The sequence below is a fragment of the Salinimicrobium profundisediminis genome (assembly GCF_026241755.1).
GTDB classification, from domain to species: Bacteria; Bacteroidota; Bacteroidia; order Flavobacteriales; family Flavobacteriaceae; genus Salinimicrobium; species Salinimicrobium profundisediminis.
Genome location: NZ_JAPJDA010000011.1, coordinates 30,664 through 45,274, shown reverse-complemented (window position 1 = coordinate 45,274; position 14,611 = coordinate 30,664). Strand labels below are relative to the sequence as shown.

The window sequence follows — 14,611 nt, the reverse complement described above, 5'->3', positions numbered from 1 at the left end:
TTACTGGTTAATTCTAAAAGGTTCCCCGCTTAATGGTTTTGCATATTCTTCTTCCAGGCTGTGGGTAAGTATCCATTCTTCCATATCCTTTCGGGTAATCTCTCCCTTTATGTATTTTTCAATCATTAAGCCTGCAATACGACCTGCGTAACGGCCTCCCCAATATCCATTTTCCACAAAGATTGCCAAAGCTATCTTAGGGTTATCTACAGGAGCAAAGGCTACGAAAATGGAATGGTCTGTAAGTTGTACCCTTTTTCCGTCGATCCTGGTAAAATTCTCGGCAGTTCCGGTTTTCCCTGCAATCTCTATCCCGGGGATTTGAAGCGCAGATGCGGTTCCCGACTTATATACCTGGTGCATTCCTTCTACCACAGGTTCAAAATGGCGGGGCTCTACAGTGGTGATTTTCTTTTCGGTAAACTCCTTTTCCTTAATGGGATTTCCTTCAATTTCCTTTAAAACATGAGGAGTATAGAACCATCCGCGATTTGCGATTGCAGCTGTCATATTTGCCAGCTGAATGGGGGTCATAAGAACCTCGCCCTGCCCTATGGCGTTAGAAAGTGTAGCTGTAGAAAACCATTTATAGGTGGGGTAATCATAGATCTTGTTGTAATATTTTGAAGTTGGGATCTTACCTGGCCTTCCGGTAGAAAGGTCAGATCCAAGATAATCACCCAAACCAAAACTTTTTAGATGATTGGCCCATACATCTACGCCCTCTTGCGGAGTGGGGTATTTTTCAACGATCCTTCGGTAAACATTTGCAAAATATGCATTACAGGACTGGGCAATCCCGGGAATCATGTTCAAGGGGCTGGAATGGGCGTGACAACCCATTTTTCGGCCTCTACCATAGAAATATCCTCCATGGCATGAGAAACTTTCCTGGGTAGTTACAACGCCTTCCTGTAAGGCAATTAAAGCATTAATGGTCTTAAAAGGTGATCCGGGAGGATACTCGGCCAGTAGTCCTCTGTCAAATAAAGGTTTTGAAATGGAATCAAGCCAAAGCTTGGTAAAGTTTTCTGATCTCTTTCGCCCCACCAAATCGGCAGGATCATAATTTGGAGCTGTTACCAATGCCAGGATCTCGCCGGTTGCCGGTTCAATAGCTACAATACCGCCTCTCTTATTCTTCATGAGGAGCTCTCCGTATTTTTGCAGTTCGGCATCAATGGTAATGGTAATATCTTTTCCCTTTTTTGGAAGGGTGTCGTAGATTCCTTCTTTATAAGGCCCTATATCACGGTTAAACCTGTCCTTCTGAATATATTTTACTCCTTTTACACCGCGCAGGAGTTCTTCGTAATAGCCTTCCACTCCCTGGCGGCCAATAAGGTCTCCAGAGAGGTAATAAGGATTCTCATTTACTATACGCTGGTTAACTTCGGTTATGTATCCCAACACATTTGCGCCATGTTCGGTATAATAATCACGCAGGGAACGTTTCTGGATGTAGAAGCCTTCGTATTTACGCATCTTTTCAGCAAGATAGGCGTATTCACTTTTGGTAAGCTGTGGGATTACTACCGATGGCAGGCGGGGGGAGTAGATCTTGGCTTTGTCAAGTCTCTCTACCAGCTGTTCTGTAGTAATACTTAGAATATTGCACAATTCGGTGGTGTCAAAAGGCTTGAGGTTGCGCGGTATCACCATAACGTCATAAGACGGTTGGTTGGAGACCAGCAGCTCTCCATTTCGGTCAAAGATAAAACCGCGTTGCGGGTAATCGTAGACTACCTTTATAGCATTATTCTCTGAAAGCCCTACAAAAGAGTCATCCATTACCTGTAGGTAGAAAAGCCGGGCCAGAAAGATAAGACCGGAGGTAATGACTATTATGTAGAGTAAAATTTTTCTCATCTTGACCTTTTGTTAAATAAGGCAAGCGTTATAAACACCAAAATTATTGTAAACGCTGCCGAAAAAAATGTTTTTTTAAGAAGTAACAATAAGTGTGCAAAATTGAAAAATTCTAATAAAAACAATACCAGGTGATGTACAAGTACAATAATTAAGACATAACTTATTCTTGAACCGGGCTGCGTACTTGAGAACTTGATAGTTTGATAATCATAACTCACCCCAAAAGAGAAACGAAGAACTGCCGGACGAATGTATGCAGCTACTACACATGCCGCAGCATTTATACCACCGCTATCTTCAAAAATGTCAATTCCCCAACCCAGTAAAAAACTCAGAAAGATGAAGAGGGTTTGATTTGCATTAAAAGGGTACAGCAGGATGAATACCACATAAAGGTATGGGTTGATATAACCCAGAAAATTGATATTGTTCAACAACAACACCTGTAGCATTAGTAATACTATAAAACGAAGGGCGTTATTGAATATCACACTATTCATCTTTAGAAAGATTTTGTAATTCTCTTATTTCAGTCTGGCTGGTGTTTTCAATAATATAAACATACCCAATGTTGGTCATGTCATTAAACAATTCAATATCTATATTATAGTAGCTCTCGCTTTGATCCAGGGAAAAGTTTTTTACTGCACCAATAGGTAAACCTTTTGGGAAAATGAGGGAGCGTCCTCCGGTAATTATAGTATCTCCTTCGGCTATTGGGGCTACAGATGGCACATCTATAAGCTGTACAATATTGGGATTATCCCCATTCCATACTAAAGTTCCAAAATGGTTGGAGCGTTTGAGCTGGGCATTGATTCGGGAGTTTGAATTGAGTATGGAGATCACTGTGGAATAGTTTGGGGAAACATTCTCCACTATTCCCACAATCCCTTTACTGGTTACCACCCCCATGTCTCTCTCAATACCATCCCGGCTTCCGCTTTTAATGGTAAGATAGTTATCTACCTTAGCGTAGTTGTTATTAATAACTTCTGAAGCTCTAAAGATATAATCGGCGTCAAAGCTACTGGTGTCTCGGTAGGTCTTTATTTCTAACGAGTCTTCATAGGTTGCCAGCCGCGTGCGCAGTCGCTCATTTTCCTCAAGTAAACGCAAATTGTATTCTTCAAGGTAAAAATAGCTGTTGATGTCGCTGGTCCAGCTATAGATACCACCACTTAAAAAATTAGCAGAACTAATAAATTTACTCTTCTGGTAGGAGTGAGACTGAATGGTTAAAAACAGGGAAAAGGTGAGCAGCAATAAGAATAGGATATTGTTCTTATTGCGAATAAGAAAATTAATTATTTGCTGCATAAATTACTCCTACTTTATCAGGATTCCCTTGTAACGATGAAGGGTCTTCAGGCAAATACCCGTTCCTCGAACAACTGCCCGTAAAGGATCTTCGGCGATATAAACCGGAAGATCGGTCTTTTGTGATAACCTTTTGTCCAGTCCGCGCAGCATTGATCCCCCACCGGCAAGATAGATCCCGGTGTTGTAGATGTCGGCTGCGAGCTCCGGCGGAGTTTGTGAAAGCGTCTCCATCACGGCATCTTCAATTCTCAATATCGACTTGTCCAGGGCTTTGGCGATTTCTCTATAGGAGATATTCACCTGCTTTGGTTTTCCTGTTAAAAGATCCCTTCCCTGCACATTCATTTCATCTGGTGGTACCTCAAGATCTTCGGTAGCGGCACCAATCTGAATTTTTATTTTTTCAGCAGTACGCTCACCCACATAAAGGTTGTGCTGCGTACGCATATAGTATACAATGTCATTTGTGAAAACATCTCCCGCGATCTTGACCGATTTATCACACACAATTCCCCCAAGGGCAATAACCGCGATCTCGGTAGTACCACCACCTATATCAACGATCATATTTCCTTTTGGCTGCATGATGTCAACACCAATACCTATAGCTGCAGCCATAGGTTCGTGTATCAGGTAAACCTCTTTTCCATTCACTCTTTCTGCACTCTCTTTAACTGCCCGCATCTCCACCTCGGTAATACCGGAAGGGATACAAATCACCATCCTTAGAGCAGGAGTGAACATTTTCTTTTTAAGCGCAGGAATTTCTTTTATAAACATGGTAAGCATCTTTTCAGATGCATCAAAATCGGCAATTACCCCATCTTTCAAAGGCCGAATTGTTTTGATATTCTCATGCGTTTTCCCCTGCATCATGGCAGCTTCCTTTCCTACTGCTATGATCTTTCCGGTAGTGCGGTGACGGGCTACGATAGAAGGACTGTCAACCACCACCTTATCGTTATGTATAATAAGGGTGTTTGCAGTTCCTAAATCTATAGCAATTTCTTCAGTGAGAAAATCGAAAAATCCCATGTTAAGTCAATTAGTTGAGGTTCGGTAAATGTAATAAAATTAATGTTTAAAATGTCTTGTTCCGGTCATTACCATAGCGAGATTATTATCGTTGCAATAATCTATACTTAGCTGGTCCTTAATGGATCCGCCGGGCTGGATAACAGCAGTGATTCCCGCTTTATCTGCAATTTCCACACAGTCTGGGAAAGGGAAAAAAGCATCACTGGCCAATACTGCGCCATTTAAATCAAATTCAAAAGAATTCGCTTTTTCAATACTCTGTCTCAACGCATCTACCCGTGATGTTTGTCCCGTACCACTGGCCAGTAACTGGTTGTTTTTTACCAGAACAATAGTATTTGATTTTGTGTGCTTGCAAATTTTGGAAGCAAACAACAGGTCATTTAACTCCTGCTGTGACGGTTTATTGTTGGTAGCATAAGTTAAATCTTCTGTAGTATCTGTTTTGGAGTCTTTATCCTGAACAAGAATACCGTTCAAACAGGTGCGTACCTGCTTTTGCGGCAGTTCGGTTTCTTTCTGTACAAGCAAGACCCTGTTTTTCTTCCCTTTTAAAACTTCCAGGGCTTCTTCGGAATAGCCAGGGGCAATGACCACTTCACAAAATAGCTCATGTATCTCTTCGGCAGTAGCCTTGTCTATTTCTTTGTTCGCAATAAGAATACCTCCAAAAGCCGAAACAGGATCTCCCGCCAAAGCATCTTTGTAAGCCTGAAGCAGGGTTTCCCGCTGCGCCAGTCCGCAGGCGTTATTGTGCTTTAAAATGGCAAAAGTTGGGGCTTCATTTTGAAACTCATTCATCAGGTTTACAGCAGCATCTACGTCCAGTAGATTGTTGTACGACAATTCCTTGCCGTGCAGCTTATCAAACATGGCCGAAAAGTCACCGTAAAAATGCCCTTTTTGATGGGGATTCTCCCCGTATCTTAATTCCAGCCCGCCGTTGAAGCTTTCCTTATAAGATTGTTCTTCGTTATTAAGGTAATTGAAGATCGCAGTGTCGTAATGAGAAGACACGTTAAATGCCTTTGCAGCAAATCTTTTGCGGTCATTCAGGCTTGTCTGGCCTTTTCCTTCAGTAATAATTTCTAAAAATTCGGCGTAATTGTCTACTGAAGGTACACAAATCACATCTTTATAATTCTTGGCAGCTGCCCTGATTAAAGAAATGCCGCCAATATCAATTTTTTCAATGATCTCTTCTTCCGAAGCATTTGAAGCAACCGTTTTTTCAAACGGGTAAAGATCAACAATTACAATATCGATCTGTGGGATTTCATACTGCTCCAGTTCGGCTTTATCCTGCTCGTTTTCACTGCGGTTAAGAATCCCGCCAAATACCTTGGGGTGCAACGTTTTTACACGTCCTCCAAGAATGGAAGGATGGGATGTTATATCCTCTACCGGTACTACATTTATTCCCAGGTTTGTAATAAACTTTTCAGTTCCTCCTGTAGAGTAAATAGTGATACCCAGCTCGTTAAGCTTTTTAACAACAGGTTCAAGTCCTTCTTTGCTGAAGACAGAAATAAGTGCAGATTTAGCCGATTTTAGGTCGCTCATTGTGTTGGTTTTGTTGAGGTTGCAAAAGTAATTATTTCAGTATAAAATAAAGAGGCTGCCGCTCTTATTTAAATAATTATTTTGTAACGAATATTTAAACCCGGCGTCTTATGATGTGCAGGTTTATAATAATACAGGAAAAGTACCATGTTAATATATCTAAGGGTTCTTAAAGAGAGTTTTTTTTTCGCCATTAACGCTCTTAAAAACAACAAGCTGCGAACCATGTTATCCCTTTTGGGGGTAACTATTGGAATTTTCTCTATCATAGCCGTACTTGCGGCAGTAGATTCTCTGGAGAAGGAGATTAAGGGTAGCCTTAGCGCGTTAGATAACCGCACCATGATACTTACCCGGTTTTCTTTTGGCTCTAATGAGGTGCCACAGTGGAAGAGGGAACAGTTTCCCGATGTGAGTTATGAAGAGTACGAATATTTGAGCCGTAGTGTGCCCGAAGTTTCTGCTATGTCTTACGTGCTTAACGTTCCTCCCGAAAATATTAAGTACAGCGACAAAACTGCCTCAGATGTGGGAATAGCTGCTGTCTCTGCTGAATATTACGACATTGAAGCCCTGCAAATTGAAGAAGGCCGCTTCTTTAATATGGCCGAATCTGTAAGTGGTACTCCTGTAGTTGTACTGGGCCACGATGTGTATGAAAATCTCTTCGGAAGTCGAAACGCCCTGGGCGAACAGGTGAGGCTTTATGGCAGAAAATTTTCGGTGATAGGGGTATTGGAAAAAAAGGGGGCAAGCCTGTTTGGAGGTAGTCATGACACCAATGTTTTTGTGCCGGTGAATGTGGTAAGAAGGATCTACGGCGGAAGCAATCGCGGTACCTTTCCGCAAATTGTGATTAAACCCGAACCCGATGCCGACACTAATGAACTTATAGCATACATTTCTCAACAACTCCGCAACTTTAGAGGCTTGAGGCGCGACGATATTAACAACTTCTTCGTGAATCAGCTGGAGGGTTTTACCGATCTCATTGATAATATGACCGGGCAACTCAATTTCTTCGGACTCATCATTAGCGGTTTCTCCCTTCTGGTAGGGGGCTTTGGTATTGCAAACATCATGTTTGTAAGTGTAAAAGAACGCACCAACCTCATCGGGATCCAAAAGTCGTTGGGGGCCAAGAATAAATTCATCCTCTTTCAGTTCTTGTTTGAAGCGGTAATTTTAGCGGTAATTGGTGGGCTTATTGGGTTGTTCCTCGTGTGGCTTGCATCTCTCATAGTTTCGCAATTTACCGGCAGCTTTGAATTCATCCTTTCTACCTGGAATATGTTTATAGGTACGGCGGTATCGGCAGTTATTGGGCTTATCTCGGGAATTGTTCCTGCAATTTCAGCCTCAAAATTAGACCCTGTAGAAGCTATTAGAACGGGAATGTAAATCCGAATGTACTTTGTATAGCATAATGCTTTTTTATGTATATTTTATTTGTCAATCAATCATTTAAAACAATCATTTACATGAAAAAATTATTTACAGTACTGGCTTTGGTTTGTTCCCTCTTTGCGGCAGCTCAGGATTTTGACAGGCAAAAAATGGACAGCCTTTTTACCGTTGTTGAAAAAAACGACAGGGGAATGGGCAGCTTTGCAATTCACAAACAGGGGGAGCCTGTCTACACGAATACTATTGGCTATAGCGATATATCAAAAGGAACTAAAGCCAATGCACTTACAAAATACCGTATAGGATCAATTTCAAAGACTTTTACGGCAGCTATGATCCTGCAACTGGTTGAAGAAGGAAAACTTTCACTGGATACCCAACTCTCAAAATTTTATCCCGGAATTCCTAATTCCGAAAGCATCAGTATAGAAGACCTTTTAAGGCACCAAAGCGGGCTTTTTAATTTCACTAATGAAGATGCTTATCTCAATTATATGGAGCAGCCAAAGTCGAAAGAGGAACTTCTCGCAATATTCAAAGCCCAGGAGCCGGTTTTTGCGCCCGGCGAGAAAAACGATTATTCCAATACAAATTACGTGTTGCTTTCTTTTATTCTTGAAGATTTAGACGGAAAGAGTTACGCCGAGATCCTGAAAAATCGAATTGCCCAACCGCTCAACCTCGAAAATACCTACTACGGAAGAAAAATTGATTCCGGTAATGCTGAAGCTTATTCCTATCAGAAAAAGAAAGACTGGCAACCTGCTACAGAAACCGATCTAAGTATCCCGCTGGGAGCCGGGGGCGTAGTTTCAACTCCAACAGATCTCAATTTGTTCTTCACTGCTCTCTTCGACGGAAAAGTTCTAAAATCTGACACTTTTGAAAAGATGAAAACACTCAAAAATGGCTTCGGAATGGGCCTTTTTAGCTTTCCTTTTAATGAGAAGACTTTTTATGGGCATACCGGCGGCATAGATGGGTTCAATTCTATGAGTATGTATTATCCTGAAGGTGATCTCGCTGTTTCTTATATTTCAAATGGAACCGTCCTGTCTCCAAACGATATAATGATTGGAGCACTCAGTATTTTTTGGAACCTTGATTACAGTTTACCTTCTTTTGAACCTGCCATCGAGGTTTCGCAAGAAAAACTTGAGCAATACACCGGCACCTATGGAAGCGAAACCTTTCCGCTGGAAGTAAAGATCTTCATTGAAGATGAAACGCTTATGGGGCAGGCTACCGGGCAACCTACTTTTCCGCTTGAAGCTTACGAGGAAAATAAGTTTCAGTTCACCCGCGCCGGACTCAAACTGGAATTTAATCCTGAAGCCAATAAGTTAACACTCCTTCAGGGAGGGGGAGCTTACGAACTAACGCGAAAGTAAAGACCTATTGCGATAACAAAAACGGGGTGCCAAAAATGACATTTTTGGCACCCCGTTTTTGTATGGTCTGGCCTGGCATCGGGGAATTGATAACAGTCTGTAGTACATTCAGAATTCTAGATGATCTCGGCCACCTTTTCGTTCACAAACTCGAGGAATCGCTCATCTTCTTCAGTAAATGGATCGGGAACATTGGAATCTATATCGATTTGTCCAATGTTTTCTCCATTCTTGAACAAAGGCACAACTATTTCGGCTTTTACATGTATGCTGCAGGCAATATAATTGTCCTGAGCGCTAACATCGGGAACTACAAAGTTTTGATTGGAAACAGCAACCTGTCCGCAGATGCCTTTTCCGAAGGGAATAATGGTATGATCTGTAGGTTCTCCCGCAAAAGGCCCTAATTTTAATTCATTTTTGTCCCCGTTCTTGAAATAGAATCCTACCCAGGTGTAATAATCTACTTCAGCTTTTAAAAGTTCGCACACTTTAGAGAGCCGCTCTTCAACCTGAACTTTATCATTCGCAAGGATTTCAGTAACCTCTTGTTTTAATCTTTCTAATGCCATTGTTTACTTTTTAAGCAAAAGTATTTAAAAAAACAGCTTTTTAAATAGGTATAAATAAATACTTTTGATGAAACCATTGGCTAAATTTTGCGACAACTCCTTCAAAGATACGCGCCGGTAATCCGCTTCATTTTTACCTTTTTAGGAGTTTACCTGCTGTTGGCCCTGCTGTACAACCTCTACCTGCAAAATTTTTATTACCCTGATTATTACCCCGATTTTCTTACACATCTGGTGGCGCTGCAAAGCGAGGCCGTGGTCTCTGCCATGGGGTACCACGCACAGGTGGCGCCGGGTTATCCCGAAACCAACATGCATCTTTTTGTAAATGGCAAGTTTGTGGCCCGTATTATTGAAGGCTGTAATGCCGCAAGTATTATTATCCTTTTTGTCTCCTTTATGTTTGCATTTTCGGGAAAATTAAAGACTACGTTTTTCTTTACCCTGGGGGGCGCCGTAATTATTTATGTAACAAATATCCTGAGAATCGCTCTAATGGCTGTGGGGATCTATGAATATCCATGGCATGCCCGTTTTCTGCATTCTGTTGCTTTTCCGCTGGTGATCTATGGAGTGGTTTTTCTCCTGTGGGTGCTTTGGATCATTATTTACACTAAAGAAATTAAGCATGAAAGGAATCTTTAAGATCATAATAATTCTTGGGCTGGTGGGAGTGCTGGCGATGATAAGGATATACGAGTACCGGTTTTTTTACGATCCTTTTATGTATTTCTTTGAAAGGGCTTACCAAAGCGGGGAGACTGTAAATTATACTTTTGAGATGTTTTCTAATCTCTTTTTGCGCTTTGTACTTAATACGTTCGTCTCGTTGTTAATTCTATGGGTGGCCTTCAGGAGTTGGGGGATCATAAAATTTTCAGCTCTTATTTATGCAGCTTTTTTAACAGTGCTTTTCCCTGTATTTATGTACCTCATGGAAAACGTGGAACCCGGACAATACCTGGCTGCTTTTTACGTGCGTAGATTCCTGGCCCACCCGCTGCTCATTCTCATTTTACTGCCTGCTTTCTATTATTATAGATTGAGCAGGAACATTGAAGACTGATGAAAATTTTCATAATATAATTTTTACTAAATTTGCATCTTGATGAAGCAGATTTTCCACAATATAGCCTCGTTTGCAATGGCATTTTTAGTGCTGTTCTCTACCGTGTCTTTTACGGTAGACAAGCATTTTTGTGGAGAAATCCTGGTAGATCAGGCTGTTTTTTCTGAAGCAAAGACCTGCGGAATGCATGGCGATATGCCTTCTTCTGCTGAAGATGATTGCTGCGATGAACAGAAGGTCGTAGTTGAAGGACAGAAGGAACTGAAGATCTCTTTCGATGATCTTGACCTGGACCAACAGGTTTTTCTGGCTACTTTCACCTGGTCTTATGCAAATCTTTTTGAAGGAGAAGCTCAGGCCGAAACTCCTTTTTTTCACTACAAACCGCCTTTACTCGTCTACGACATAAATTTGCTCGACGAGACTTTCCTTATTTGATATTTAATTTGATTTTTTGACCCCGCACGCCGGGGTTGCTGTGTTTGTTCACATTTAATCAATTTAATTTCAAAGAATGCTTTCTAAAATAATAAGTTACTTCCTTTATAATCGGCTGGTTACGACTTTGCTGCTAATCTTTATGATTGGCTGGGGAGTGGTCACTTCTCCTTTCGATTGGGATTTTGATCTTCTGCCTCGCGATCCTGTCCCGGTAGATGCCATTCCTGATCTGGGAGAGAATCAGCAGATCGTCTTCACCGAATGGCCCGGCCGTTCGCCACAGGATATTGAAGACCAGATCACCTATCCGTTAACCACTGCTTTACTCGGGATTCCCGGTGTGGAATCTATTCGTAGCACGTCTATGTTTGGGTTTTCCAGCATCAACATCATTTTTAGTGAAGATGTGGAGTTCTACTGGTCCCGTACCCGGATCCTTGAGAAGATAAATTCTCTGTCTCCTGGATTATTACCCGAAGATGCACAACCAACATTAGGACCAGATGCAACTGCCCTGGGGCAGGTTTTCTGGTATACGCTCGAAGGAAGGGATACAGCAGGTAATGTCACCGGTGGCTGGGACCTGCACGAGATAAGATCGGTGCAGGATTACTACGTGAAGCTCGGTTTAAGCGGAGTAGATGGAGTTTCAGAAGTTGCTTCTGTTGGTGGATTTGTGCGTGAATACCAGGTAGATGTTGATCCAGATGCTTTAAAGGCATTTAATGTGGGCATTGACGAAGTAATGATGGCAGTGCAGAACTCAAACCGCGATATTGGTGCCAAGACTATTGAAGTCAATAAGGTAGAATATTTGGTTCGGGGGCTGGGATATATAGAATCCCTTGAAGATATTGAGAACACTGTGGTCGCAGTGAATGAGAACAAACCTATCCTGATTTCCGATATTGGCGTGGTCACCCTGGGGCCTGCCGAAAGACGCGGAATTTTAGATAAGGCTGGTGCTGAAGTCGCCGGCGGAGTTGTAGTTGCCCGTTACGGATCAAATCCGCTGGCGGTGATCAACAATGTCAAAGAAAAAATAGAGGAGATCGCTCCCGGAATGCCAACAAAGGTTTTACAGGATGGAACGGTTAGCAAGTTGACCGTAGTTCCTTTCTATGACCGCACCCAGTTGATCCAGGAGACGCTGGGAACTCTTGAAAATGCTCTTTCGGACGAGATCCTTATTAGTATTATCGTTGTCATCATCCTGGTGCTCAATTTACGTGCGTCAATTCTTATTTCCAGTTTGCTGCCTATTGCGGTGCTCATGACCTTTATCGCTATGCGCTACTTTGGGATAGATGCCAATGTCGTTGCTCTTTCCGGAATTGCTATTGCGATTGGGGTCATGGTAGATGTGGGGATCGTTTTTGTGGAAAATACGCTGCGGCATCTCGAATTTCCTGAGAATCGGGACGCCCGGGGTTCAAAACTTCTTGAGGTAATAAGGAACGCAACTATAGAAGTTGGTCCTGCGGTTACAACGGCACTTGCAACAACAGTGGTAAGTTTCCTGCCGGTATTCTTTATGGAACATGCCGAAGGAAAGCTTTTTATACCCTTAGCTTTTACCAAAACTTTTGCCTTGGTAGCAGCTTTTATACTGGGCATCATAGTGCTGCCAATGCTGTCTTACTATTTCTTCTCTTTTAGATTGCAAAAGGAGAGGGTCAACCGCATCTGGAACTACAGTCTTATTGTTGGCGGAATTCTACTGGCAATAATTTTCAGCATGTGGTTGCCTTTAGCTTTATCGGTTATCGGAATTTTAAGGTTACTGGAACCCAGGAACCGTGGTTTCCTCGGAAAATATACCCGGGAGATCTCACTTTTCATTATCCTGGCGGTAACCATTTTCTTCCTCACTACGCATTGGATGCCGCTGGGAGTAAGGAATTCGATCATTGAAAATTACCTGTTTGTTATTGTTCTGCTGGTAATCACCCTGGCAGCGTTGCTGGCTGTGGTAAGGTTTTATGAGCCTATTCTTAACTGGTGCCTGGAGAACAAAAGGTCATTTTTGATGCTCCCGGTGATCACTATTCTTATCGGATTGTTGATCTGGCAGGGTTTCCCCAAGCTCTTCGGATTCATTGGTGACGGCGCAGAGAAAGTTGGCTGGGAGATTAGAGAAACTGCGGCCTGGGAAGGTGCTTCGGAAGCCTTTCCCGGGGTAGGTAAAGAATTTATGCCAACACTGAATGAAGGTAGCTTCCTTTTAATGCCGACTGCAATGCCGCACCTGGGGATTGAAGGCAGTAAAGAAGTGCTTCAAAAGCTGGATATGGCCGTTACCAATATTCCGGAAGTTGAGGTTTCTGTAGGGAAACTTGGAAGGGCCGAGACTGCGATAGATCCGGCGCCAATTTCGATGTACGAGAATGTCATCAATTATAAATCGGAGTACATGCTGAACGAGGAAGGTGAAATGCAGCGCTTCAGGGTAGATGATAACGGTAATTTTATTCTGAAATCAGGGGAAGCCTTTCCTCATGAAGAAGTGGTCCTTCAGAATATCACAGCTAAAGACCTGATACCTGATGAAGACGGGGAATACTTCAGAAACTGGAGAGACCACATCAATAGCCCCGATGATATCTGGGACGAGATCGTGAGCGCAACCAGGTTACCCGGAATTACTTCGGCTCCCAAACTGCAGCCCATTGAAACCAGGCTGGTAATGCTGCAAACCGGCATGCGTGCGCCAATGGGAATCAAAGTTTACGGGCCCGACCTGGAGACTATTCAAAATTTTGGATTTAAACTGGAAGAGATCCTAAAGCAGGTGCCTTCTGTCAAGGAAGAAGCCGTTTTTGCCGATCGAATTGTTGGTAAACCATATCTGGAACTTGATATTAATAGGCAGAATATCGCCCGTTACGGCCTTAGCATAGAAAAAGTACAGCAAACCATCGAAACTGCCATTGGCGGGATGGAGATCACCACCACAGTGGAAGGCAGGGAGCGATATCCGGTGAGGGTACGATATCCAAGAGAACTTAGGAATTCGCCTGAAGAGATCGAGCAGATCCTGGTACCGACACCTACGGGAGCGCAAATTCCTTTGGGGCAGCTGGTAGAGGTGCGGTACGTAAAAGGTCCGCAAATGATCAAGAGTGAGGATACCTTTTTAGTGGGTTATGTGCTTTTTGACAAAAAAAAGGATTTTGCCGAAGTTAACGTGGTGAATGATGCGCAGGATCTCATTGCTGAAAAAATCGCTACAGGAGAACTGATAGTCCCGCCCGGGGTGAGCTTTGAATTTTCAGGGAATTATGAGAACCAGGTAAGGGCTGTTAAGAGGCTCGCTATTGTCATTCCAATCTCTTTGATCATCATCTTCCTGCTTCTTTACTTCCAGTTTAAAACCGTGATTGCCTCTACGATCCATTTTTCGGGAGTATTTGTGGCTTTTGCCGGCGGATTCATCATGATCTGGCTTTACGGGCAACCGTGGTTTATGGACTTCAGTATTTCCGGAGTGAATATGCGCGACCTGTTCCAAATGGGCACGATCAACCTGAGTGTGGCTGTATGGGTCGGGTTTATTGCCCTTTTTGGGATCGCAACAGATGACGGGGTGCTTATGGGAACATACATCCACCAGGTTTTTGAGAAACGTGATCCGCAAACAGTGCCCGAAGTAAGGGCAGCCGTTCTTGAAGCAGGTAAAAAACGGGTAAGGCCTGCCATGATGACCACCGCAGTGACCATTATTGCCCTTTTCCCGGTTCTTACTTCCACTGGGAAAGGTGCAGATATCATGGTGCCTATGGCAATACCTATTGTTGGCGGAATGGTCATTCAGATCATGACCATCTTTGTAGTTCCGGTACTGCAGGCAATATGGCGTGAGACGGTGGTGACAAAAAATCAAAAGCCCCTCCCTAACCCTCCCCAAAGGGAAGGGAACTTAAATAGTTAAACTA

At 42.8% G+C, this 14,611-nt stretch carries 12 protein-coding genes; 6 read left to right on the top strand and 6 right to left on the bottom strand.

All coding sequences use genetic code 11. The features are described 5' to 3' along the window. The 5 genes from mrdA to purH are packed head-to-tail and all read right to left on the bottom strand — an operon-like array spanning position 1 to position 5,796. Positions 1 to 1,869 (bottom strand): penicillin-binding protein 2, encoded by a 1,869-nt coding sequence (mrdA, locus tag OQ279_RS07960; RefSeq protein WP_266069342.1) that lies wholly within the window; start codon positions 1,867 to 1,869, stop codon positions 1 to 3. Next, positions 1,866 to 2,372, bottom strand: coding sequence for a rod shape-determining protein MreD (locus OQ279_RS07955; protein ID WP_266069341.1), 507 nt, complete (start codon positions 2,370 to 2,372; stop codon positions 1,866 to 1,868). The genes mrdA and OQ279_RS07955 overlap by 4 nt, the downstream gene beginning before the upstream one ends. Further along, positions 2,365 to 3,192 (bottom strand): rod shape-determining protein MreC, encoded by an 828-nt coding sequence (mreC, locus tag OQ279_RS07950; RefSeq protein ID WP_266069340.1) that lies wholly within the window; start codon positions 3,190 to 3,192, stop codon positions 2,365 to 2,367. Before mreC ends, OQ279_RS07955 begins: the two co-directional genes overlap by 8 nt. A 9-nt stretch (positions 3,193 to 3,201) precedes the next feature. Further along, positions 3,202 to 4,230 carry a rod shape-determining protein gene (locus OQ279_RS07945; RefSeq protein WP_097055686.1) on the bottom strand — a complete coding sequence of 343 codons (1,029 nt, stop codon included), beginning with the start codon at positions 4,228 to 4,230 and terminating at the stop codon, positions 3,202 to 3,204. Between the two features lie 39 nt (positions 4,231 to 4,269). Then, positions 4,270 to 5,796 carry a bifunctional phosphoribosylaminoimidazolecarboxamide formyltransferase/IMP cyclohydrolase gene (gene purH, locus OQ279_RS07940; protein ID WP_266069339.1) on the bottom strand — a complete coding sequence of 509 codons (1,527 nt, stop codon included), beginning with the start codon at positions 5,794 to 5,796 and terminating at the stop codon, positions 4,270 to 4,272. Positions 5,797 to 5,943: 147 nt separating this feature from the next. On the opposite strand from purH, the gene OQ279_RS07935 reads away from it, so the two are divergent. Both OQ279_RS07935 and OQ279_RS07930 read left to right on the top strand, forming a co-directional pair. Continuing rightward, positions 5,944 to 7,197: an ABC transporter permease gene (locus OQ279_RS07935; protein WP_266069338.1), complete on the top strand. Its 1,254-nt coding sequence runs from the start codon at positions 5,944 to 5,946 to the stop codon at positions 7,195 to 7,197. 80 nt (positions 7,198 to 7,277) lie between these two features. After that, complete coding sequence (locus OQ279_RS07930; protein ID WP_266069337.1) at positions 7,278 to 8,594, top strand: serine hydrolase domain-containing protein; 1,317 nt, start codon at positions 7,278 to 7,280, stop codon at positions 8,592 to 8,594. Positions 8,595 to 8,710: 116 nt separating this feature from the next. On the opposite strand, the gene OQ279_RS07925 is transcribed toward OQ279_RS07930, so the two are convergent. Beyond that, positions 8,711 to 9,166, bottom strand: coding sequence for an XrtF-associated fRMsr-like GAF protein (locus tag OQ279_RS07925; protein WP_266069336.1), 456 nt, complete (start codon positions 9,164 to 9,166; stop codon positions 8,711 to 8,713). An 87-nt stretch (positions 9,167 to 9,253) separates the two neighbouring features. Here OQ279_RS07925 and xrtF point away from each other — a divergent pair, with 87 nt between their 5' ends. The 4 genes from xrtF (at position 9,254) to OQ279_RS07905 (ending at position 14,607) form a co-directional block, all read left to right on the top strand. Continuing rightward, the gene (gene xrtF, locus OQ279_RS07920; protein WP_266069335.1) at positions 9,254 to 9,811 is read left to right on the top strand and encodes an exosortase family protein XrtF; all 558 of its coding nucleotides are present in this window, start codon (positions 9,254 to 9,256) and stop codon (positions 9,809 to 9,811) included. Then, on the top strand, positions 9,795 to 10,232 hold the full coding sequence (locus tag OQ279_RS07915; protein ID WP_266069334.1) for an exosortase F system-associated membrane protein: 438 nt from the start codon (positions 9,795 to 9,797) through the stop codon (positions 10,230 to 10,232). Before xrtF ends, OQ279_RS07915 begins: the two co-directional genes overlap by 17 nt. 42 nt (positions 10,233 to 10,274) lie before the next feature. Further along, complete coding sequence (locus OQ279_RS07910; RefSeq protein ID WP_266069333.1) at positions 10,275 to 10,673, top strand: HYC_CC_PP family protein; 399 nt, start codon at positions 10,275 to 10,277, stop codon at positions 10,671 to 10,673. A gap of 76 nt (positions 10,674 to 10,749) precedes the next feature. Then, on the top strand, positions 10,750 to 14,607 hold the full coding sequence (locus tag OQ279_RS07905) for an efflux RND transporter permease subunit (RefSeq protein WP_266069332.1): 3,858 nt from the start codon (positions 10,750 to 10,752) through the stop codon (positions 14,605 to 14,607). The last annotated feature ends 4 nt before the right edge of the window (positions 14,608 to 14,611 follow it).